Origin of the sequence: uncultured Limimaricola sp. (assembly GCF_964022235.1) — a bacterium.
Taxonomy (GTDB): Bacteria; Pseudomonadota; Alphaproteobacteria; order Rhodobacterales; family Rhodobacteraceae; genus Limimaricola.
Map to the genome: position 1 here is coordinate 20,089 of NZ_CAXHZL010000009.1, position 22,643 is coordinate 42,731.

Sequence of the window (22,643 nt, forward strand, 5' to 3'; positions counted from 1 at the left end):
GGGCTCAGCCTTCGGTCACGAACTCCACCGTCCCGGCGCCGATCCGCGCGGCGCTGAGACGCCCCGTGAACCACGCACCTGTGTCGAGCGCGATGCGTCCCTCATGCGACAGCGGTTCGGGCTGCACCACGTGGCCGTGCACCACCCAGAGCCCGTCTCGGCGGGGCCTCTTGGCAAAGCGCGGATGCCCCCAGATCAGGTCGTGCCGCTCCTGCGACTCGGGTGCGCGGTTGGGGTCCAGACCGGCATGCGCGGCCACGACATTGCCGCTGCGCCAGATCACCGGCCTGGCCTGAAGCCAAGGCAGGATTGGACCCAAGGCCTGCCGCAATTCGCCCGCGCAACGCGCCGCAGATCCGGGCACGGCCATTTCGGGAGGAGCGACGTCAAAGCTCTCCAGCGTGTTCAGGCCGCCGTTGCGCAACCAGCGTTCCGCCCGCTGATCCGGCGCTTCGAGGAAATCGAGCATCATCTGTTCGTGGTTGCCGAGAAGGCAGACCAAATCGGAAACCGCCATGCCATGAAGCAAGCGCAAGACCTGCGCGCTGTCGGGTCCACGATCGATCATGTCGCCTAAGATGACCAGTGGAGCCTCGGTGGGCTCCGCTTGTAGTCGTTTTATCAGGGCCTCAAGCAGGTCGGCGCGACCGTGCACGTCACCGATCGCGTGAAAAGGGGCCAGTGGGGCCGGGGGGGGGCCACGAAAGCGGTGTGATGCAAAGGCGGCGAACAAGTTCATGTCACTTGCGATATCGCGTCAATGCCGCGGTGGCCAGTTTCGGCATCGTGACCCCGGACCAAGAATCCTATCCGTTGCGCGAAATCAGCTTGTTGAAGCGACTGGCAGCCCCGTCGCTGGCGCTGTCCTGATGCAGGAAAGCCAGCCCACTGTCCTCAAAGGTGGCGAACCAGTCGTCCCATGAGATCCGCTCGAGCCCCTTGGCCTGCGGCTCGAAGTCGATCCTGAGGATGCCATCGCCCTTTTCATCCCCGGTATCGCGCACCATAGCCGGGTGACCGCCGCGCGCTTCGACCCAATCGCGGATCTCATGATGGTTCGTCGTCGTCTTGCTGTCGCTCATCTCGTGCTCCTATCGGAAACCTCTGTGCCCCAACGCGTCGGGGCGGCACGGGTTTCCGCGCGCCGATGTCGCCAAACCGCGTCGGAGCGGCGCGGGCGTGCTGGCATCCCGGGGCAGGGCGGGCGAGAACCGCAGGCAAGCCAAGACGGGACACGCCATGACCACCCATATTCTCACGATCACCTGCCGCAACCGCCCCGGCATCGTCGCCGCCGTCGCCACCGCGCTGGCCGAAACCGGCGGCGACATCACCGAGGCGCGGCAGTTCGACGACACGCAGACCGGCACCTTCTTCATGCGCGTGGCGTTTCGCCTGCCGCAGGAGGTGGGTGGCGACGGCGCGTTCCGCGCCAAGATGGACGGCATCGGCACCGCCTTTGGCATGAAGTGGGATCTGGTGGCGCAGGACTACCGGCCCAAGGTTCTGATCCTCGTGTCGAAGTTCGACCACTGCCTCGCGGATCTGCTCTATCGCCAGCGCATCGGCGAGATGCCGATGGATCTCGTGGCGGTCGCGGGCAACCATCCCGAGAGCGCGATCGGTGTCACTCTGCCCGAGGGCGTGCCCTATCACCACCTGCCGATCACCAAGGAGACCAAGCCGCAGCAGGAGGCCGAGATCCGGGCGCTGGTCGAGGAGACGGGAGCCGAGCTGGTCGTGCTGGCGCGCTACATGCAGATCCTGTCGGACGAGATGTCGGCATGGCTTTCGGGGCGCTGCATCAACATCCACCATTCGTTCCTGCCGGGCTTCAAGGGGGCCAAGCCCTATCATCAGGCCCATGCGCGCGGCGTGAAAATGATCGGCGCCACGGCGCATTACGTGACCGAGGATCTCGACGAGGGGCCGATCATCTCTCAGGACGTGGAACACGTCACCCATGCCGACACGCCAGACGACCTCGTGGCCAAGGGCCGCGACATCGAACGGCGGGTGCTGGCGCGCGCGGTGGCGCTGCATCTCGACCGCCGCGTGCTGGTCAACGGCAGTCGCACTGTGGTGTTCGGCAAATAGGGCTCAGTTCGGCGCGCGGGCCTCGCCCGGCGCGCCGAGCTGCATGTCGACGCCCTCGTAATCGGTCTCGTCCGACAGCGCGAGCGCGACCCAGCGAAGCGCCGGCACATGGGCGCAGGCCACCATCACCACCATGGTGATCGGCACCGCGAGCACCGCCCCCGCGACGCCCCAGACCCATCCCCAGAACAGCAGCGACGACAGGATCACCAGCGCCGAGATCGACAGGTGCCGGCCCTGCACCCGCGGGTCGATGTAGTTGCCCATCACCTGTTCGATCATCAAGACCCCTGCCGCAACCATCGCGGCGGTCCATGGATCGCGCGTGGCGAGGGCATAAAGGACCGGTAGCACGCCCGAGATCAGCGAGCCGATCGAGGGCACGAAGTTGAATACGAAGGTCAGCAGCGCCCAGACCAGCAGGAGGTCGAGGCCGAAGATCCAGAGCCAGCCGACATAGAGCAGGGCGGTGACGATGCCGAGCACGAAGCGCACCGCGAGATAGCGCCGCGTCTTGGAGGCGACCAGCGCCACGGCGCTTTCGACCTCTTCGCGGCGGTCGGGACGCATCATTGAGCAAAGCTTGCGGTGCCAGCGCGGTGCTTCGGAGAGCATCAGCAGCGTCAGAAAGAAGATCAGCACCAGCGCCAGCGCAATGCCCGAGATGGTCGAGATCACCGTTGTGGCAAGGCCGGAGGCGCGCTCCATCAGCGTGCCCCCCAGACCGCCACCCCCCGCGAGGCCGCGGATCTGATCGATCAGCCCCGTGGCCGAGCCGCCGTTGCCCTGGGTGGGATCGGGCGCGTCCGTGGGGTTGAGGCCCGCGCCGGGCGTCGCTTGGATCGCGCTTTCGACCGCCGCCCCCGTGGCCCCCGCCGCCGCCTCTCCGGCGGCTTCCCCATTGCCATTTGCCGCCTCCGCGCCGTCGGCCCCGCCCGAGATCTGCTCGACCGCGGCACTCGCGGTTTCGGCGGGAAATCGGGTGAGGAACTGCTGCGCCGAGATCCAAAGCATGCCGATGAATAGCGCCAGCGTCAGCGCCAGCAGGGCCATCGCGGCGAGATGGCCCACCCAAGGCCGTCCGCCCGCCAGCCGCGCGACCCGGTCATCGACGGGCGCGAGCAGCAGAGCGGTGAAAAAGGCAAAGACGATCGGCAGGAACACCGGCTGCATCGCATGCAGCGCCCAACCTACCAGCACCAAGGTCACCACGCCCAGCATCCCGAGCGCCGGATGCGCCATGCGCTGCGGCGCGCTTAGCTCAGGCTTCGGAGCGGACGCGCGATCTGGCCCGGAGTCGGCCACGCCATCAGGCCCCTTGGCCCACGTTCAACGACAACCCGCCGTCGATGGTAAAGGTCTGACCGGTCACGTAATCGGCCTCGGGCGAGGCGAGATAGACCGCGAGATGCGCTACCTCCTCGGGCTTGCCGGCGCGGCGCCATGGGATGTTGCGCACCTGTTTCTCAAGCGCCTCGGGGTCGTCCTTGGCCTCTTGGTTCATCGCGGTGAGAATCATCCCCGGCGCGATGTTGTTGACCGCGATGCGGTCGGGGGCCAGCTCGAGGCACAGCGTGCGGGTAAGGTTGCGCAGGCCGCCTTTGGCCGCATCATAGGCGGCCGAACCGATGCGCGGGATCTCTTCATGCACCGAGGAAATCGTGACGATCCTGCCGCCGCCGCCCTCGGCGCGGCGGGCCTTGATGAAGGCGCGGCAGCACAGGAAGGGGCCGAAGAGATCGACCTTCAGCATCTTTTCCCACGTCTCGTCCGACATCTCCGCCACCTCGTCGCCCGGCGCATCGAGACCGGCCGAGTTGACGAGAATATCGGGCGCGCCCAAGGCGTCCTTCGCGACGGCAAAGAGCCGCTCGACGTCATCGGGTCGTGTGTGGTCGCATTGCACGGTGACGGCGGCGCGGCCTGCCTCGCGCACCATGCGGGCGGTGTTTTCGGCCCCCTCCGCATCGTCGAGAAAGCCGAGCACCAGATCGGCCCCCTCGCGTGCGAAAGCCGTGGCGCAAGCCTGGCCAATTCCCGATTCCGCGCCGGTGACGATGGCGACCCGATCCTGAAGCCTACCGCTCATAAGGTGTCCTCTCACGCCCATGCTGCTCGCGGAGTTAACGGCAGCTGCGCGTGAGGGGTTCCTCGGGGTGTCAGAGGCGCAGGTCGGAGCTTTCCGGTGCAAAGACCGATTTCAGGTCGAAGAACACGTGCCCCTCGCGGCCATAGGCGCGCAACGGCTCCGGACCGGCCTCGACGAACTCGCGGTGTGCCACGGCCAGCAGCACCGCGTCATAGGCGCCGGCCTCCGGGTGTGCGACCAGATCGATGCCGTATTCCTCATGCGCCTGCGCTGGATCGGCCCAGGGGTCGTGCACGTCAACGCGCGCGCCGTATTCGGCCAGATCGGTGACCACGTCGATGATCCGGGTGTTGCGCAGATCGGGGCAGTTTTCCTTGAAGGCGAGGCCAAGCACGAGAATGCGGGCGCCCTCGATCTGGACGCGCCGCTTGAGCATCGCCTTGATCAAACGACCGGAGACATAGGTCCCCATGCCGTCGTTGAGCCGCCGACCGGCGAGGATGATCTCGGGGTGATAGCCGAGCGCCTGCGCTTTGTGGGTGAGGTAATAGGGGTCGACGCCGATGCAGTGCCCGCCGACGAGGCCGGGGCGGAACGGCAGGAAGTTCCACTTGGTGCCAGCGGCCTTGAGCACCGCTTCGGTGTCGATGTCCATGCGGTTGAAGATCACCGCGAGTTCGTTGACGAGGGCGATGTTGAGATCGCGCTGGGTGTTCTCGATCACCTTGGCGGCCTCGGCGACCCGGATGCTCTCGGCCTTGTAGGTGCCAGCGGTGATAATCTCGCCGTAAAGCGCATCGACCTGCTCGGCGATCTCGGGCGTCGAGCCGGAGGTCACCTTGCGGATCGAGGGCAGGCGATGCTCCTTGTCGCCGGGGTTGATCCGTTCGGGGCTGTAGCCGACGAAGAAATCCTCGTTGAAGCGCAGCCCCGAGACCTTTTCGAGCACCGGCACGCAGTCCTCCTCGGTGGCGCCGGGGTAGACGGTGCTCTCGTAGATCACGACGTCGCCGCGCTTGAGTACGAGACCCACGGTCTCGGAGGCTTTGAGGATGGGCGTCAGGTCGGGCTGGCGATGCCGGTCGATCGGCGTCGGCACGGTGACGATGTAGATCCCGCAGTCGGCGATGCCGTCGAGGCTGTCGGTGAAGTCCAACTCGTCCGCCTGCGCCAACTCCTCGGTCGAAACCTCGCGGGTGCTGTCGCGCCCCTCGCGCAGCTCGGCGATCCGTGCGGCGTTGATGTCGAAGCCGGTGACAGGACGCTTGCGGCCGAATTCGACCGCGAGCGGGAGCCCGACGTAACCCAGCCCGATCACGGCTATGCGTTTATCGTTCATGTGTAGCACTCGCATGGAGGTGTGACAGGGGAGCCTGCCAGCATCGCTGTTGTGGGGAAGGTGTCGGGCTCAGGCAAGGCACTCGAGCGGCGCAATGATGACCCATGGGGACCATCCGCGCGCCTATGGCCTCACCCTTTCCGATACTCGACGAACCAGTCGACGAAACGGGAGATGCCATCGTGGAAGTCGGTCTGCGGCCGGTAGCCGGTGAGCCGTTGCAACAGGTCGGCGTCGGCCCAGGTGGCGGGCACGTCGCCGGTCTGCATCGGCATGTAGTTCCGCTTGGCCTCGATGCCGAGCTTTTGCTCGATGGCATCGACGAAATCGAGCAGGCGCACCTTGTCGGAGTTGCCGATGTTGACCACCCGGTAGGGGGCCACGGGCGACAGGCTGTCGCCCGGCTCGATCGCTTCGGGCGTCTCGGGCCGCACCGGAGGCACGTCGATCAAAAGCCGGATCGCGCGGACCAGATCGTCGACATAGGTGAAGTCGCGGTACATGTCGCCGTGGTTGTAGATGTCGATCTCGCGGCCATCGAGCATGGCGTCGACGAACTTGTAAAGCGCGAGGTCGGGGCGGCCCCAGGGGCCATAGACCGTGAAGAAACGGAACATGGTGGTCGGCAGGTCCCACAGATGCGCGTAGGAATGCGCCATGCTCTCGTTGGCCTTCTTGGTGGCGGCATAGATGGTGAGCTGGGTGTCGGCCTTTTCGGTCTCGGTAAAGGGCATCTCGGTGTTGGCGCCGTAAACCGAGGAGGTCGAGGCCATCAGCAGGTGATCGACCCCCAGACGCCGCGCCGCCTCCATGACATTGAAGGTGCCGATCACATTGCTGTCGATATAGGCACGCGGGTTCTCGAGGCTGTAGCGCACACCTGCCTGCGCCGCGAGGTGCACGATCACATCGGGCGCAAAGTCGTCGGCGACACGGTCGAGCAGCTCACGGTCCTCAAGCTGTCCCTCGGTGGCCGCGAAGTTCCCGTTCTGCAGCAGCATCGCGTGGCGACGGCGCTTCAGAGCGACGTCGTAATAATCGCTCATCCCGTCGTAGCCATGAACGGTGAAGCCTTCGGCCAGGAGCAGCTTGGCGAGGTGGAAGCCGATGAAGCCCGCCGTGCCCGTGATCAAAATCTTCTTCATGTCCCGTTCACTCCTCGTCAAACACGGCACGACCGGCTTGTGGCGCCGGTCGGGGCCTGCGGCCCTCGGAGTGTTATGGGCGGATCAAGCGCCGGGCGCAACGTGTGGACCGGCGGGAATCGCTACGATCCTGCGGTGCCGTCGCTTGGACCGCAATCGGGCCTCTGGGCGAACGCTGCCGTGCCTTAGCGCGCGAAAAAGGCCGCCCGGTTCGGGACGGCCTTCGGAAATGGTTCTCTCAAAGCGGATCAGCTTGTTTTGCGAAACCGGCGCAGACCGGCGGTTCCACCAAGCGCCGCGAGAAGCAGCCAGCCCGCGGCGGGAAGCGGGACCGGGTTCGGCGGCGGCGCGGAATCGCCGCCACAATTCTTGATGCACTCGGGTGTGAGATTGTAGTCCTTGGTGCTGCCGCGGCCGCCGTTCGGAAATGCGCCGACGGTCTGAGCACGGATCCCGACCGCAGTAATTATAGTGGTATCCAGATCTACATTTTTGTTGATATAGAAGGAAAAGTTATTGTTCAGACCAGTTGCTGACCCATTGGTTCCGATGCGAAGCATGTAGTCGAATACTTGACCCGTTCCATTGAAATTGCAGCCGCCGCCGTTGCCGCTGAGCCCAGTACCACATTTTTCAGTATTGGTAAGGAAATTGGTCACGCCGTCACCGGTCGGGGACGAGAAACCTTGAATATCCGCCAAGGTGATGCCCGGGATCGAGGAGTTGAAGCCAAGACCGAGCACATCGCCGGTCGAGGGGCTTGCGGGATCCAGGGCCACCTGAAAAAACAGGCGGCTGGCATCGGTCTGGTCGTCGATTTTCACGACCCACTTCGGCTGTGCGGCAGCCGTTGTATTGTTATACACCCAGTCGTCGGGGCCGAACTGTATCACTGCGGCGCTGGCGGGTGCGGCGAGGCAGATCGCTGCCAGAGCCGAGAAAAAACTGCGCTTCATCACGACTAAACTCCAAACCATGATCGACCTCACCCTGTGGTAGGTCCAGATATACATACCATATTCAGCATACTGGACAGCCAATATCTGTGAACCCGTCGGCCTCTTACGTATAGCTCTGGGGTCCACGTAGAACGCAGCGATCAGGCGTAAAATACGCTTCAGATTGCGTAGAAATCTCTTCGGTATCTTACGGAACAGAAAGCCTCCGGGATGGTTACATCCCAGAGGCTGACAAGGAGGTTGGATTATCGGATCAGACCAGATCGTAAACGCCGTTTTGCGCGGTCATCCAGCCGATCGTTTCGTTGATGTGGTTCAGTTCGGTATCGCGCGATTGTTCTTCATGAACACGGATGTGTACGTTTCCGCCGGTTTGGTCGTAGCGCAGATTGGCCGTGTCTTGGCCATTCGACGTCAGCATGTCGGCAAAAAAAGCGTCATCCGAGGATCGATTGGACAGCGCTCGCGAGCCGTCGTGGTCAGTGCTGAGTGTGCCAGCCCGAAACAGGATGCTGTCCGCCGAGCCATCGAGGGCGGCCCAATTCAGTTTGCCAGACGTAGCCGAGCTTCCTGTTCCGTTTTGAGCTTCCTCGCGATCAAGGTAAAAATCGAAGCTGTCGTTGTCTGCGTTCTTGATCCGGTGCGTCATTGCACGGCTTTCGGTGCCACTTGAGAATTGCCCGAACAACAGGGGGGTGTCGGAGAAGCCTGCAAGGGTCACGTGACCCCCATCAGTGCTTGATACAGCCTTCGAGCCAAAGCTGATCCGAGTGCCGTCGGTCAATTGATGATCGCCCGCCGTGCCTGCCATCCAGCTGATGGTCTCTGCCACATGGCCGCCATCGAGATAATCCCATTCGTCGATCTGGAACGAGAAGCCCTCGGAGGTGACGTCGCGAACACGAAGCGTCATCGCGTTCACTCCGTTCAAACTGGCGGGTCCCATGACGACGGTAGCAGCATCGATCGCACCATCGAACGTCACGTGGTGCCACTGCGAAGCGTTGTCCTGTGTTACTTGCAACGTCCCGATCTGCATGCGGCTGCCGTCGATCGCGGTGCCAGTAGCGCCTGTAGTGCCCGTGGTGTCGGCATCGTTCTCGGTGTTCTGTTCGCTGCGAAGCGCGTAACGCCCTTCCTTCGCGGCAAACCATCCGACGCTTTCCTTAACGTGGAGCAACTCCTTGTCCTTGGACTGTTCTTCCATGACGTGGATCTTCAGCCGTCCTGACGAGTCCACATCATAGCGCAGACCGGCGGTATCTTGCCCCTTGAAGCCTTGCATGTCCGCAAGGATTGCCCGGCCGCTGACACCAGTCGCCACGGAGCTGGCATTATGGTCGATATCCGCAGTGCCTCCGCGTAGGACATTGCTACCTGAAGCGGCTTCGACACCAGCATAATAGAACGTACCCTTGCCGCCGATGTCACCACCGCGACCTTCCTCGGCCTGAACCTTGAAGCCAAAGCCGTCGCGGCCGCTGTCTACGAACCGATGGACCAGCGATTTGGAGCCGTTGTTGTCGGCAAGCTGGCCGAACATGATCGGTTTGCCGCTGAACCCGTCGAGCGCCACGGATTTGACGTTGCCGCCGTTGGCTTGTGTGGCGCCGAAGGTCACCTTGCTGCCATCATCCATCACGTGGCTGCCGATGCTGCCGGCCATCCAGCTCACCGATTCCCTGATATGGCCGCCGTCAAGGTAATCCCACTCGTCGATCTGGAACTCGAACCCGGTTGAAGTGACGTTACGAACCCGCGTGACCGCGGATTCCACGCCGTTGAAAGAGATGGGGCCCATGACCACTGCCGCGTTATCGATCGCGGCGGAAAACTCGACCCGCTGCCACGTGCTCCCGCTTACCTGCGTGATCTGAGTGCTGCCGATCTCCATATGGCCACTGTTGTCGGTGCTGCTGGGCGCCACAGGTTCCGAGGGGGCCACTGGTGCAACCGGTGCGGTTGGAGCGACGTAGGTGCCATCGATCCGCACGCTGACCTGCGCGGTGTCGCGACCGCCACGACCGTCGTCGATCGTGTAAGTGAAGGTTTCGGTGGAGGACTGGCCCTTCGGCAGCTCGTCGAACGCCGAGCCCGGATCATAGGTCACGGTGCCGTCCGAGTTGACCTTTACACTGCCGCGCAGGCCGGAGCCGTCGACGCCCGTCACGGACAGCTTGTCGCCATCGGCGTCGGTGTCGTTGGCCAAGACCGTGATGACCACGGCCTTGCTATTCTGGGTCGTGGCGGCGTCATCACGGGCGGCGGGCCCCTGGTTTGCCGGGGCGGACTGGTCGAGCGACGCCTTGTAGCTTTGCGAGCTGCCGGACGCGATGGCGCCGTACTTGGCCTTGAGCTGGCCCAGCAGCGTTGCCATGTCGATCGATGTGTTTCCAAAGTCGAGCTTTTCAATGCTGCTCAGGGTATCGATCGCGCCGCTGCCCTGCTGGATGCGCACCGCGCCGCCGTTCGCAGCGCTGGCGTCGTAATAGATGGAGTACTCCGAAGATTTGCCGTCGAAGACGGCCCGATCGGTGCCTGCGCCGCCGGAGAGACTGTCGGAGCCCGCGCCACCGGCGAGGGTGTCGTTACCATCATTGCCGATGAGCGTGTCGTTGCCGCCGTTGCCGATCAGAATGTTGTTCGCGCTGTTGCCGATGATCGTGTCGTTGCCCGAACCGGTGATCGCATTCTCGATGACCGTGCCGCGCGCGATAGCGAGGTTGCCGATCTTGCCATCGATGTTCGAGAAGCGCTCGGTGTTCAGGTCGAGCATCTGGCTGGCGCTACGCTTGCTGAAGTTGATCGTATCGGTGCCACCGCTGTCGACGATGGTCGCCGCGCGGTCGCCGCGCAGACCCATGCCGAAATCCGTGGTGTTGGCGTCATCGCCGTAGATCGTGTCACCGGTACGGGTGGTGGTCGGACGTCCATAGAGGTTCTGGATCGCCAGCACGTCGGCGAGCTGCGGGGTCTGCACATCGACCTTGCTGGCATTGACGTTCGGGTTGGCGCTTTGATTGAAGTAGGACATCAGCGACATCTGGTAGCTGTCGTTGGCGTAATGCGCGGTGCTGAAGCTGGCGCTGCCGTTGTAATTGCCGCCATGCCCGAGGCCGAGCGCGTGGCCGATCTCGTGGATGTAGGTCTGCTGATAGTAGGCGCCGTACTTGGACCAGTCCGCGCTGACGTTGACGACCGAGGAGGTGATCTTGCCGCCGCTGGTGTAGGAGGTCGAGAAGGCGCCGCTGTCGCTCTCGCGGAAGGTGATGTCCGGCGCGCTGCTGGAGCGGCCTTGGGTCACCGTCATGTCGTAGGAGCCGGTTTCGGCACCGTATCCGCCAGCGGCGATGTAATAGATACCGCTCTTCTCGGCCGTGAAGCTCAGCGCCGAGCTGCGATCGTCCGGTGCGCGGTCGTCATTCTGGTTCACGAAGCCGCCCGACGAGTTGAACAGCTGCACCACCGTGTCGTTCAGGGAGCCCGTGCCGCCCGTTCCCTTGAGCGAGACCGAATAGGTTTTGCCCGCCTCGACCTCGATAGCGATCCAGTCCTTGTCGCCGGCGGAGCCCACCTTGCCGCGGAAGGTCTGGTTGACGGAGATTTTCTGCGCGCCCGCGGCATTGGCCCCGGCGTCGCCCGATTCATAGACGAGCGGGTAGTTGGCGGCCGTCTTGTTCGAGGAGGTCTCTTCGAAGTTGAGGCCGGAGGCCGCGCTCCAGGCGTTGAGCGCGTTGCGCGCCGCGACTTGGCCGTTCGAACCCAGACCGCTCAGATCGACCATCAAGGTATCGCCGGTCTTGACGTCGAAGGCGCGAGCGCTGCGGCCCGTATCCTGCCAGTAGCTACCGGTCAGGTAATTCGCGATCTGGTCGGTGGTATAGGTCGGCAGGCTCGCGCTGAGGCTTCCGGACGAGCTGCCCGATGTTGCGGCGAGCGCATCACCGGGTGTCTCGAGTCCGTGAAAGTCCAGAGTGGTGATCGAGGGGTTCAGAGCTTGGCAGATGGTGCACATCGAATGGATCTCCGTGAGTGGGCGGAAGGAGTCAGCGGCGCTGGAGCGGGAGACTGGAGGCCTTCAGAAGTGTGAGGGCGTAGTCGGACAGCAGGCGCGCGTTGAGCCGCGCGTCCATGACTGTCAGCTCGAGGCTCTCGCCGCGTCCGGTGCGGCCTTCGGCCGTCTCCCAGGCGAGGTGCCCTGCGATTGCGCTGTCGGTGGCGTGCTCTTCGACAAAACGAAGAGTGAGGTCTGCTTCTTCTGAAGCCGGGCCGTCTTCTCGCAGACGGAGCGTGCGACCATCGGCAATGTTCTCGATGGCCTCGACGAGGGCAGGACAGAAATCGGGGTGGACGCTCTGACACATCAGGTCGATGTCCGAACCGGTCCGCGGGTGCGCACCACCGGCAAGACCGGCAGTGCTGGACGCCATGAGCAGGGCTGCCGCATGGCCGGCCGCGAGTTTCATTATGGTTGACATAACTGTCCCTTCTCGTCGGCGGGTCTTCTGCCCGCACAACGCTCTTTTCGTATTCAACTTCGAATATTGTGAGACTGGATTGTGGCGGTTTACCGCCCATCCATTTCAAACCATGAAGGTTTTCAGACCGCGCCTGACCGCCCGGCAGTCGATCTTCAGCATGGCTCTTTGTGCCGCGGCCAAGGCCACAGCGCGTTTGTTTCGAATATCATGTAGATTACTATCCGTTCTGTTTTCCTATACTTGCTTCAGATGCTGGACTTTGCCCACCCGAGGCCTAGCGACTGAGCAGAACCTCGCTCGTGGTCACAGAAAACACTTAAGAATCAGACTGTGCGCCAGCTTCGTTAACGGATCGTTAGCACTTCCCCACAACCTTAAGTCGAGCTTCCGGGATTCGCCGGACTGACAGTGGGGCATCGACATTGAAATCGGCTTACCGCACCGAGATCGACGGCTTTCGGGCGCTGGCCGTCCTCCCGGTCATCTCGTACCACGCGGCCATCGGCCCGTTCTCCGGGGGCTTTGTCGGGGTCGATGTGTTCTTCGTCCTGTCAGGCTATCTGATCACGGGGCTGATCGTCGAAGACCTGGAGCAGGACCGGTTCTCGATCGTGCAGTTCTATGAGCGCCGCGCGCGGCGGCTTCTGCCCGCGCTCTGCCTCGTGCTCGTGATCTGCCTTCCCTTTGCCTGGGCATTGATGATTCCCGAACAGCTCGCGGGATTCGCGCGCAGCCTGCTGGCAACCGGGCTTTTTGCCTCGAACATCCTGTTCTGGCGAGAGAGCGACTATTTCGGCCCCGCGGCAGAGGAGAAGCCGCTGCTACACACTTGGAGCCTCGGGGTTGAGGAGCAGTTCTATGTCCTGTTTCCCCTTTTGCTCATGCTGGTATGGCGCCATGGCGGGCGATCATGGATCCGCCCCATCCTCGCCGTGGCGGCACTGGCCAGCCTGCTGCTGAGCGAATGGGGGGCGCGGCATTACCCGGACGCCAACTTCTATCTGCTGCCCAGCCGGGGCTGGGAGCTTCTTGCCGGGGCTCTGTGCGCTCTTATGCCTTCGACGCGAAGCAGATGGGATGGTGTCGCGGCACTAATCGGCATCGGCCTCGTTCTTGGGGCGATGCTGGCCTACGATTCCACCACGCCGTTTCCGTCGATCCATGCGCTCGTTCCCGTGGGAGGGACCGTTCTGATCCTGCGTTTTGCAGTGACCGGGACCTTCGTGGCGAAGTTGCTGTCCACGCGCCCCTTGGTGCTGATCGGCCTGATCAGCTACTCGGCCTACCTGTGGCATCAGCCGCTCATGGCCTTTGCCCGGCTGCAATGGTGGATTCCGCAAGGGTCGGGGCTGATGGCGGTGATGGCAGGGCTTTCGCTGGCGCTCGCCTACCCGACATGGCGTTTCGTGGAGGCCCCGTTCCGGGGGGCGCGCCCGCGCGCGCTTCCAGGTCGTCGCGCGCTTTTTGCCGGAAGTGGCGGTGTATTGGCCACCATGATCGCCTTGGGATCAATCGGACATCTGGCCAATGGTTTTCCCTCTCGCCTGCCGGACGGCTTTGAGGACTTCCATGCCGAGGGGCGCTTCGAGGCGATCCGCGCAGGTAGATGTCACTACAATCAGCAGCCGCCTCGTGCGGCGCTCGATCTGTTCGTCAGCGAATGGGATTGCCGTCCCAAGCGGCAAGCGGCCGGCCTGCCGCGGCTTGTGGTCTATGGTGACAGCCACGCGGCCGATGTGGCGATGGCATTGCGCAGTGCCGGGCTGGATCCCCTGCAGGTGGGGGGCATGGCGTGCCCTCTTCTCGAGGGCCGGGGCGGGCCACATTGCGACCCTTTGCTGAAGCTCTTTCTGGACGAAGTTCGCCCCGGGGACTGGATCCTGCTGGCCAACCGCTGTTCGCGTGATGAGCTCGAAGCCGAGTCTCTGCGTCGCGTTATCGATTTTTGGAGCCATCGCGGGGCTCGGGTTCTGCTGTTCTCTCCTTTGCCGGAGTTTACCCACTATGAGAGGATCAGGGTGATGCGCCAAGCGGAGGGGCTTGCTGGGATGACGCCTGACTTCGGACCTGCGATACGGTTTGCCGAACAGATGCAGACCCTGGAGATGGGGGAGAGCTGGGCCGTCCTCGACAGTTGGACGCTGTTTTGCCCTGAAGGACAGGATTGCGGCGCTCACGGTCCTGAAGGGTTCTTGTATTTCGACGCGGATCATCTCGCCCCAGCTGGCGCGGACCGGTTTGGGGCAAACCTGCGAGATGCCTTGATCGGCATGACTCATCACGCCACCGCGAGGGCCTCATTGCAGTGAAGAAGGCGGCGGGATAAAGCCGGGGCGAACTCAAGGATATTCGCCATGCGTCTGATATTGCGCCTGCTTTTGACGATCAGTGTGGTGATGATGATCGCGGTCGTCGCCCTGGGCGTTTCGAGAAGCCCAATTGCCGCGCCGAATGCTGCACCGACAGGGCAGGACGTGACGCTGGCTCGTGGCCTGCTCCACCAACTGCGCCGCCTGAGCAACGAGACCGGCGGCGGCACGCTGGAGGTGCCGATCGAGGCGCTGCGAGGCAGTTTGCGAATGGGTGGGCAGATCGTCCCGGGCTTCCGGGGCCAAGCTGAGATCATGAACGGCGATCTCGTGCTCGACGGGGCCATCCCGGTGCCGGGCACGCAGGAGCGGCTCTGGATCAACCTGCGCGCCGAGGTGCCACCTTTTGAGGGGGCACCGAAGATCGCAGCTTTGCAAGTCGGGCGGATCCACTTGCCAGAGAGCTTCGCCTTGGCTCTGTTGCAGACAGGCGCGCGCGTCGTACTCGGGGCAGACGCCAGCAGACAGGCATTCGACGCCGTTCAGGGCCTGTCCATTTTGGATGACACGATCCTCGCCGAACTCAAGCTCGACAGCGAGGGGCGCGGCAAGATCACGGGTCAGGCGCTGGCCGCCTTGCGAGGGAGCGGCATGCCGGACCCCGGTCGGATTGCCCGTGATTACGTGGCGATTCGAGATGCAATCGAAGCGGGCGTGCTGCCGACCAGCGGAAGCTTCACCCCCTACCTGAAATTCGCACTGGATCGCGCTACGCGAGACACCACCGGCGCGAGTTCGGCAGACGGATACACGTCGGCAATCTTTGCTTTGGCGAAGGCTTGCGGCGCGAATGACCTCTCGCTCTTTGCAGGGGGCCTGGTCGACCCGGCTGAGTTGCAAGGGCGGGACTGGACCCGCAGTTGCGACGGCATCACGCTGCGGGGGCGCACAGATACGCGCCGGCATTTCGTGACGGCGGCCGCGCTACAGGCGGCGAGCAACAGGGGCGTGTCCGTGTCGATCGGTGAGTTCAAGGAACTCTTCGATTCCGTCGAAGAGGCCAACGGTTTCGATTTCACGGACATCGCAGCCAACAACTCGGGCATCCGTTTCTCGCAGCGGGTAATCGCGACACCGACCGCCGACTGGGCGCAACTGATCGCGACCTTGGATGGAGAGGACGACTTCATCGTGACGATCGACGACCTCCCCGGGCGTCTTCCGGCCGCGGAGTTCGCCGCACGTTTCGGTTCGGTGGGCGAAGAGCGCTATGACCGGCAACTTGCCGTCATCGAACATCGCATAGATGCCTTGAAACTGCACAAAGGCTCTTAACAGTTTCTAAACCTAACCCCGATCAAATACCTGATAGCTCACGTTTGGGTTGAGCGGTGCCATGGGCTTTGGTTCGGGGATTTGCATGATCAGCGTTTTCCACAAGGATGTTCCCGGAAAATCCACGGCGCGGAGCCTACTCGATATGACCGACGCCGGTGGCAACGCGATCCGTGACGGCTTGGCGAGTTTCTACAATGATTATCGCCAGAATCGCACCGAGATCCTTGCGCCGGACTTCGCCGCGTCGGCTAGAATCGTCGAGGCGATGGCCGAGGCCCCGCCTGAGCCTGAGAACGAAGTGGTCGGCCTGATTGTGGAGACTCGCAAGCATCCGAACCTTGAGATCGTGGTTCAGGAAGCCTGCGAGATGCTGAATGTACCAGTGCGGCTCATTTGTGGCGACTCAAACCATGAATTCATTCTCAAAAGCCGGATTGGTCGACTGATCGAAGAAGGCAAGGTTCGCCTTGATGTGCTTCGCGATCTGCGTTTCGATCGGCATGTATATAATGGCCTGTTCCTGACACCGGCATTTTGGGCGTTGTTCGAAAAAATTAACAAGGTCCTCGTATTCCAGACCGATTGTGTCTTTTGTCGCAACAGTGATTACACGCTCAAAGATTTCATGCATTTCGATTATATCGGCTCGATGTGGCGGGCCGAGCGCAAGGCACAAATATCCTTTGCCGGTGGCAATGGCGGCTTGAGTTTGCGTGACCCCAGGGCCGCGATCAAATGCCTCGAGACCTTTCCTCCTGCGCAATGGCCGGCCTCGGAGGACAAGTACTTCGCGTTCCATCTGGAGTTGATCGGAGCGAAGGTCGCTTCTCACCGCGAGAGCAGCCGCTTCGGCTCCGAGCGCTGGTTCCTGCATCGCAGCTTTGGTGCGCACAACGTTGCGGTGATGTATGCGACGCATCTTGCCGATTTCCTGGAATACTGCCCTAGCGGTGCGCGCATCATGGGGCAGAAAAAACCCAACCTGAGCTTGCGCAAACGCATGCGGATGCGTGTCAATAAGCTGTTCCTGCGAGCCTACCTCCGACTGCGCTGACCGCGTCGCGTGTCGAGCCACTTCGCGGAAAACCAGCCGCCAACCATGCCACCGACATGCGCCTCCCAAGCGAGTTCGCCGCCGATCAGCCACCATTGCAGCAGATTCAGCGCCAGCAGACCGGCAAACAATAAAGCCGCGCCGCGTCGGGATGTGCGTTCCCAGTAGAACCATGCGGCGGCCAGTCCGTAAACGGCCCCCGAGGCACCGATCATCGGTCGCACGCTCTCCGACAAAAGAACGAAGCCGAGCGCCCCCGTCAGGGACGAGACCCCGGCGATGAGGAGAAGACCTGCCCGTCCGGCATGGCGGCCGCTTCGAGGGGCGAAGGCCAGCAGGCCGGCAATGTTTCCCGAGAGGTGCAGCAGGCCGGTGTGCACCAGCGCGTAGCTGAAGAACATCGTCAGGGCCTGGCCGGAAAAGTTCGGCTGCCAGTTGCCTAGCAGGCCCCGCCAAAGCGCCGCATAGCTGTAAGTGAGAGGCCGCCAATGCGGGCTCCCGATCAGCCGGGCATCGGCGAGCTGCAAGACGAGTTCCACCACCGCGATCGGCAGGCAGAGCACGAAAAGCGTGAAGCCGATATGGCGAGGCATCTTGCGCAACCGTGTGACGGCAAGGCGGGGCGGCGCACGGTGCTGCAACAGAAACCTCATCCCGATGCCGCATCTTGGGGCGGTGTTGGCAAGGAGGTCAGAATGCACGATCCGTTCGATAAGCACCAGTCGGGGCTGGAAAGTCCGCCCACCCGCCTGTTCCAGATCCAACCCGATGACGCGACCGATCTGCCGCAGGCGACGCGCGCTCTGAATGCCGCACAGGGCGGCGCGGTGCGGGTCACCTCGGTTGCGGGTGACGTGGCGACGCTGCATATCGCCGCCGGATGCGCCTTTCCGGTTCGGGTTCGTCGGGTCTGGGCCACCGGCACCACGGCCACCGGTCTCGTGGGGCTCGGCTGATGCGGCTCACGACCGGGCTAGGGCTCGGGCCGAGCGTGGTCGTAGGCAGCCTGAACCTGCCGCGGCCGACTCACGTCTTCCTCGTTGCGGGTCAATCGAACGCGACGGACCTGGGCCCCTGGGACGAGGGGCCGGATTGGCCCGAGGCGGCGTTCCAGTTGCAGCGCTGGTCACCGCTCGATCCGGTGGACCAGCAGCCGGCTGCGAACCTCGTTGCCGCAGGCCAAGCGCGGATCGTCGCGCCCTCGCGCCCGTTGCAGCACCATTTCCGCACCCGACCAGAACATTTCGGCTGGAGCCTGCAATTCGCGATCGATTATCTCGCGGATCGCCCGGGCGTCGACCTGCTGCTGGTTCCTGCCGCGCGGGGTGGGACCGGTTTTGTTGATGATCGCTGGAACCCCGGCGACGATCTCTACGTCGATGCGGTCTCGAGGGCGAACCGGGCCATGGCCCTTGCGGCAAATTCCGTGTTCGGTGGCATACTGTGGCATCAGGGCGAGGCCGAGACCGGGAGTGCAACCTCCGCCGATGCGCATGCCAGCCGGCTTGATGCGCTGATCGCCGGGCTTCGGCGCGACATAGCCGCGGCCGGGCCGACGACTCCCTTTTTGCTCGGCGGGATGGTTCCGGAATGGGTCGCCAAGGATGCGCTTCGGCAGCAGGTGCAGGCGCAGATCGAGGCCACGCCGGATCGTGTGGCACATGCGGCCTATGTCGAGACGTCGGCGACGGCACCGGACCAGGTCGGCGGGGTGCATTTCGACGCAGCGTCCTTGCGGCTTCTGGGCGCGCGATATGCCCAAGCGCTTGGCGCGGCGGCGGTCAATGTGGCCGCGGCACCGGGTCAGGTGACTGATCTTCGCCTGACGCCCGGCGACGGCCAGATTGCACTGAGCTGGTCGCAACCACCGATGAACCGCAGCGCGATCACGGATTACCTCGTCGAGGTGACGTCGGATGGGGGCGAGACTTGGTCGGTGCTGTCGGAGGGGGACGGCCCCGACGCGGGCCGTGTCCATGCGGGCCTCATCAACGGGACGCGCTACGGCTACCGGGTCACGGCGGTGAACGCGGCTGGACCGGGCCAAGTCAGCGGGATCGAGAGCGAAACACCGACCGCGAGTGCGCCCGAGGCGGCCGAAGCGGATGCCCGGGGCCATTGGTTTTTCGGGGCCGACAACGCCACCGATGCCGACATGTTGACGGGGCAGGTCCTCACTGCCAATGGCGCGGCGCCGCAGCGTGGTTCGAGTTTCCTGACGATCTCGGGGCAGGGGAATGGCCTGCTGTCATCGGTTTCGGACAACGCGGCGATCACCATGGTATTCGTGGTGCGCAAGCCCGGTAACGTCAACGCCATCCTCGGCGGCACGTTGAACCGGGGGGCGAGTCCAACGCCTTCAGGAGCGAGCCCTTACTTCGCCTCGGCCAGCCTTTCCGTCAACAATCATGGGGGGGCGGGCAATGTCTCGCTCGACTCGAATGCGCCGGCCAATGCGTGGCTGTTCATCGCCGTGTCGCTGGATGCGACGGGCACGCGGGTCTACTTCGAAGGCGGAGCGGTCAACCGGGTCAATACGGGCACGACGTCCCGCGGCCCGGTCTCGCCACGCGCGGTGGCGCTCGGCGACGTGCACTTTGATTCCACGGCCTTTACCGGCGCGGTCGATTTTGCCGAAATGGTCGTCTGGCACTCGGCCAAGACCCTGAGCGAAATCGAGGCGATCTACGAGCGGAGCAAGACCCGCCTCGCGGCGCGTGGCATCGATCTCGCCTGAGATCACTCCGGTACGAAACGAGGCAGTTTGGGCAGGACGTCTTGCATGATGCCGCGCAGGCGAGCATCGGCATCAGCTTCGCTCTCCTCTTCGCCAATCGGCGTTACGAACCGTACCAGCGCGCCGTCGGTGCGCTGGCGCACCAGCCCGTCATAAAGCACCATGGCCTTGGCGTAGACATCGTTCGTCATGCGCTGTCCGCGCTGTTCGAACCAGTAGTAGACCAGCTGTTTCGACAGGCCCTTCTGGATGATCGCGCGGTTCAGCTCGAACGTCCCATAGACGGTGTCGGGGAAGGCGACCTCGTGCTTGTCAAAGCTGTAGACCTCCCAACCGCCCACGGGCAGGCAAACCTCGGGCGAATGAATCCCCTCGCCATGCGTCTGGTCGTCGTAGAAGGCGCTGAAAAAGTGCACGTATTCCGGCGCGTCGGGGTCGTAATAGCTGATGTTGGCGTAGTCGTCGGCGCCGAGCACTTGCTCGACGGCGGGGTCGAGCGGGGTATGCGCGCCGCTCCAGTCGCCGATGGTGCGCGGGAACAGGTCAAAGTTGTCGCGCGGCACCATCACCGCTTCGGGTCGCGGTGCCAGAACGAAGGTGAGGCCGACGGTGATGCACAGCAAGGCGGCAGCAATCAGGCCGAGGCCCGAACGCATGCCGGGCAGGCGCGCGAGCATCGGGCCGAGACCGTTTATGTCCAGATCGATCGCCTCGGAGAGGGGCAGGGGGTTGCGCTGCGTGCGCTGCAACACGACCGCCAGCAGGAACAGGATCCCGACGCAGCCGAGGAAGATCACCCAGCCTTCGAAGAAGTGCATGAACCCTTCGGCCTGTTCGATGCCATAGCGGTTCACGAGCACGCCGACGACGCCGATCCGGAACGAATTCATCAGCACGGTGAGCGGCGCGGCAGCGATCAACAACAGCGCCTTGTGCCACAGCGGGCCGCGATAGAGGATCGCGAAGAGGTACGAAAAGCTCAGGATTGGAAAGAGATATCGCAGACCCGAACAGGCCTCGGCCACCTGCAGCTTGTAGACGCCGAGGTCGATGATGTTGCCTTCGAGATAGACCGGCACGCCAGCGAGGGCCACGAACCACACGCCCAGCTCGGAGCTGACCCCCTGCAGGAAGATGTTCATCTTCCAGTAGATGATCTGCGGCAGCGGCAGCATGAAGACGAGGTGCAGCACCGGCAATTGATGACGACGTCCACGGCTCCAGCCCATGCAGGTCAGAACCACGCCGCCGGTCCATATGATGAAGCCGTAGGTGATGATGTCGGGGATGCGCGCGAGGTTGCCAAACACGCCGATCGTCAGGCCGAGCGCCACGACCACGATACCGGGCCAGCGGATCATCGAGGTGTCTGGTTGATGCGGCGTGTCTCGCAACTCCCGCAAAAAGAGATAGAGCGAGATCAGCGGGATCAGGGGTCCATGGCTGTATTCCGGCGTGCTCCAAGCATAGGCCAAAGACTCCAGCCCGAGCCAGAACACCGGAACGGCCCCGGCCACCAGCAACAAAAACCACATAAAACCAAGGCCCTTGCCGCGACTTGCGGAAAGGGTCGAGGCGGTGCTGGCGTCGGTCATGGAACGATCCTTGGGCGAAACACTATCATCACTGGCATCGGCTGCATCATAGCAGCCGACGCAGCGAGCGCAGCCGGATTCTGACGTGATGGTTGAGGCCGCACTTAATAGGGGAAGTCGAAGGAGCGGCCCAGGCCGATGAAGATGCTGCTATCGTCGTCGTCGGTGCCATCGCTGGCGCTGCTGTCAAAGCGGTATCCGGTGTTTACCGACAGATTCTCGGCCAGCGCGTAGTTCACACTTGCCGAGAGGCTGGACCGCGAATCGCCGTCCGAGTCCACATAGGCGCCGTTCAGGCCGATCGACAGCAGTTCGGTCAGGGGCCGCGCGTAGCTTGCCGACAGCTGGTTCACGAGGCTCTCTTCCTGATCGACGCCGACCAAGGTGGCGCTGCGCGAGTAGGTGAGTCCGAGTTGGCCCGTCCCGAGCGGACGATTGAGCCCGAGCGTCGCCACCGTGTCGATCTCGCCGGTGTCTTCGGGGCGGGTCACGCCGATCGAGGCATTGAGGCTACCGCCGTTGGCGAGCGAAAGGTTGCGTCCGATTTGCGCGTTGATGCGGGTGCCGCTCAGGGTGGTTTCTGCCGCGATGGACGTGGAAATCGCGCCATTGGGCCGGTCGATGTCGAGGTTGAGACTGCCGGTCAGGCCTTCGATTCGATCGGTGCCTGCGATGGTCTCGGTCTCGATGCTCGAGACGCCGATCGACGCCCCGAGGCTCAGATCCTCTCGCAGCTCACGGGTGAGGCCAAAGCTCAACGATTGCCGCAGCCGCTCGGTCTCTTCAATATCCTCGGCTTCGTAGAGCGAAGCCGAAGCCGCGAGATTGCCTTGCATGACAGGCGAGAACCGCAGCCCCACACCCACATTCGCGCCAGTCGTGCGCGAATCGAACAGCGCGTCCGTGTCGACGCCCACATAGTCTCGGCCCGAGAGATTAAGCCCGAACGACAGCGTCAGCGGGGCTTGCTTGCGCGCGTTGACTTGTACCGAGGCGCTGTAATCGCGCCGCTCGCCGCTGCCTTGAAGCTGGAAAATGTCGTCGGGCAGCAGCAGGTTGCCCTCTTCATCGACGAATATGTCGAGCAGCCGCAGATAGGTGATGTCGTCGCGCCGGAAGCTGGCCGCGACGGCGATGTCGGCATCGGCGGCCCGGCGCGCGTATTTCAACTGCAGGCGCGGCTGATCGATCTCGCTCTCGGCCCCGCCGGAGCCGTCACCCGCGATGCGAAGCGCCGTGCTCGTGTCGAAGCTGAGATCGGTGATCTCCGTCTTGACGCCGGTCTTGAAGCCCAAGGTGGTGGTCGATAGCAGGATCGACTCGTCAGTGGTGCTGGAGGTGTCGCCGTAGCTGAGCGTCTGCCCGAGCGAGAAGCGCAGCGACCGCGGCAGTTCCTGTTCCTGCGCGAGCAGGGGGCCCACCACGGTGAGCGGCAGGGCCGAGATGGCGAGAAAGCCAGCAACGCGAGATTTCATCTGGATCGGTCTCCGACGCAGCCGA

Annotated in this window: 18 protein-coding genes; 6 read left to right on the forward strand and 12 right to left on the reverse strand. The window is 63.5% G+C overall.

Annotated features, from left to right (window positions below):
- Window positions 1-4: 4 nt before the first annotated feature.
- Together AADJ02_RS12150 and AADJ02_RS12155 are read right to left on the reverse strand one after the other, a co-directional pair.
- Window positions 5-739, reverse strand: coding sequence for a metallophosphoesterase family protein (locus AADJ02_RS12150; RefSeq protein ID WP_341213276.1), 735 nt, complete (start codon window positions 737-739; stop codon window positions 5-7).
- A 67-nt stretch (window positions 740-806) separates the two neighbouring features.
- Window positions 807-1,082, reverse strand: coding sequence for a hypothetical protein (locus AADJ02_RS12155; protein WP_341213277.1), 276 nt, complete (start codon window positions 1,080-1,082; stop codon window positions 807-809).
- A gap of 157 nt (window positions 1,083-1,239) precedes the next feature.
- On the opposite strand from AADJ02_RS12155, the gene purU reads away from it, so the two are divergent.
- On the forward strand, window positions 1,240-2,097 hold the full coding sequence (gene purU / locus AADJ02_RS12160; RefSeq protein WP_341213278.1) for a formyltetrahydrofolate deformylase: 858 nt from the start codon (window positions 1,240-1,242) through the stop codon (window positions 2,095-2,097).
- 3 nt (window positions 2,098-2,100) lie between these two features.
- Here the strand turns inward: purU and AADJ02_RS12165 are convergent, their stop codons facing one another.
- From AADJ02_RS12165 to AADJ02_RS12195, 7 genes are all read right to left on the reverse strand, one after another.
- Window positions 2,101-3,339 carry an AI-2E family transporter gene (locus AADJ02_RS12165; protein ID WP_341213279.1) on the reverse strand — a complete coding sequence of 413 codons (1,239 nt, stop codon included), beginning with the start codon at window positions 3,337-3,339 and terminating at the stop codon, window positions 2,101-2,103.
- A 67-nt stretch (window positions 3,340-3,406) separates the two neighbouring features.
- Entirely contained in the window at window positions 3,407-4,186 is a 780-nt protein-coding gene (locus AADJ02_RS12170) for a glucose 1-dehydrogenase (protein ID WP_341213280.1), read from the reverse strand.
- A gap of 70 nt (window positions 4,187-4,256) precedes the next feature.
- Window positions 4,257-5,525, reverse strand: coding sequence for a Vi polysaccharide biosynthesis UDP-N-acetylglucosamine C-6 dehydrogenase TviB (gene tviB / locus AADJ02_RS12175; RefSeq protein ID WP_341213281.1), 1,269 nt, complete (start codon window positions 5,523-5,525; stop codon window positions 4,257-4,259).
- Between the two features lie 131 nt (window positions 5,526-5,656).
- Window positions 5,657-6,670 (reverse strand): NAD-dependent epimerase/dehydratase family protein, encoded by a 1,014-nt coding sequence (locus AADJ02_RS12180; RefSeq protein ID WP_341213282.1) that lies wholly within the window; start codon window positions 6,668-6,670, stop codon window positions 5,657-5,659.
- A 248-nt stretch (window positions 6,671-6,918) separates the two neighbouring features.
- Window positions 6,919-7,626, reverse strand: a complete 708-nt coding sequence (locus AADJ02_RS12185) for a VPLPA-CTERM sorting domain-containing protein (protein ID WP_341213283.1) — start codon at window positions 7,624-7,626, stop codon at window positions 6,919-6,921.
- A gap of 256 nt (window positions 7,627-7,882) precedes the next feature.
- Window positions 7,883-11,644, reverse strand: a complete 3,762-nt coding sequence (locus AADJ02_RS12190) for a M10 family metallopeptidase C-terminal domain-containing protein (RefSeq protein WP_341213284.1) — start codon at window positions 11,642-11,644, stop codon at window positions 7,883-7,885.
- Window positions 11,645-11,675: 31 nt separating this feature from the next.
- Complete coding sequence (locus AADJ02_RS12195) at window positions 11,676-12,095, reverse strand: hypothetical protein (protein WP_341213285.1); 420 nt, start codon at window positions 12,093-12,095, stop codon at window positions 11,676-11,678.
- Between the two features lie 437 nt (window positions 12,096-12,532).
- Between AADJ02_RS12195 and AADJ02_RS12200 the strand changes: the two genes are divergently transcribed.
- From AADJ02_RS12200 to AADJ02_RS12210, 3 genes are all read left to right on the forward strand, one after another.
- Window positions 12,533-14,419 (forward strand): acyltransferase family protein, encoded by a 1,887-nt coding sequence (locus AADJ02_RS12200; RefSeq protein ID WP_341213286.1) that lies wholly within the window; start codon window positions 12,533-12,535, stop codon window positions 14,417-14,419.
- A 45-nt stretch (window positions 14,420-14,464) separates the two neighbouring features.
- A complete protein-coding gene (locus tag AADJ02_RS12205) occupies window positions 14,465-15,754 on the forward strand; it encodes a hypothetical protein (RefSeq protein ID WP_341213287.1) in 1,290 nt (429 codons plus the stop codon).
- Between the two features lie 85 nt (window positions 15,755-15,839).
- Window positions 15,840-16,811, forward strand: coding sequence for a DUF5672 family protein (locus tag AADJ02_RS12210; protein WP_341213288.1), 972 nt, complete (start codon window positions 15,840-15,842; stop codon window positions 16,809-16,811).
- Here AADJ02_RS12210 and AADJ02_RS12215 read toward each other — a convergent pair.
- Window positions 16,793-17,464 (reverse strand): rhomboid family intramembrane serine protease, encoded by a 672-nt coding sequence (locus AADJ02_RS12215; protein WP_341213289.1) that lies wholly within the window; start codon window positions 17,462-17,464, stop codon window positions 16,793-16,795. The two genes, AADJ02_RS12210 and AADJ02_RS12215, sit on opposite strands and share 19 nt — an antisense overlap.
- A 42-nt stretch (window positions 17,465-17,506) precedes the next feature.
- On the opposite strand from AADJ02_RS12215, the gene AADJ02_RS12220 reads away from it, so the two are divergent.
- Together AADJ02_RS12220 and AADJ02_RS12225 are read left to right on the forward strand one after the other, a co-directional pair.
- Complete coding sequence (locus AADJ02_RS12220) at window positions 17,507-17,767, forward strand: hypothetical protein (protein WP_341213290.1); 261 nt, start codon at window positions 17,507-17,509, stop codon at window positions 17,765-17,767.
- The gene (locus AADJ02_RS12225; protein WP_341213291.1) at window positions 17,767-19,548 is read left to right on the forward strand and encodes a sialate O-acetylesterase; all 1,782 of its coding nucleotides are present in this window, start codon (window positions 17,767-17,769) and stop codon (window positions 19,546-19,548) included. The genes AADJ02_RS12220 and AADJ02_RS12225 overlap by 1 nt, the downstream gene beginning before the upstream one ends.
- A 2-nt stretch (window positions 19,549-19,550) precedes the next feature.
- Here AADJ02_RS12225 and xrtD read toward each other — a convergent pair whose 3' ends face one another.
- Together xrtD and AADJ02_RS12235 are read right to left on the reverse strand one after the other, a co-directional pair.
- The gene (gene xrtD / locus AADJ02_RS12230; RefSeq protein WP_341213292.1) at window positions 19,551-21,143 is read right to left on the reverse strand and encodes a VPLPA-CTERM-specific exosortase XrtD; all 1,593 of its coding nucleotides are present in this window, start codon (window positions 21,141-21,143) and stop codon (window positions 19,551-19,553) included.
- A gap of 104 nt (window positions 21,144-21,247) precedes the next feature.
- Window positions 21,248-22,618 (reverse strand): porin, encoded by a 1,371-nt coding sequence (locus AADJ02_RS12235; protein WP_341213293.1) that lies wholly within the window; start codon window positions 22,616-22,618, stop codon window positions 21,248-21,250.
- Between the last annotated feature and the right edge of the window lie 25 nt (window positions 22,619-22,643).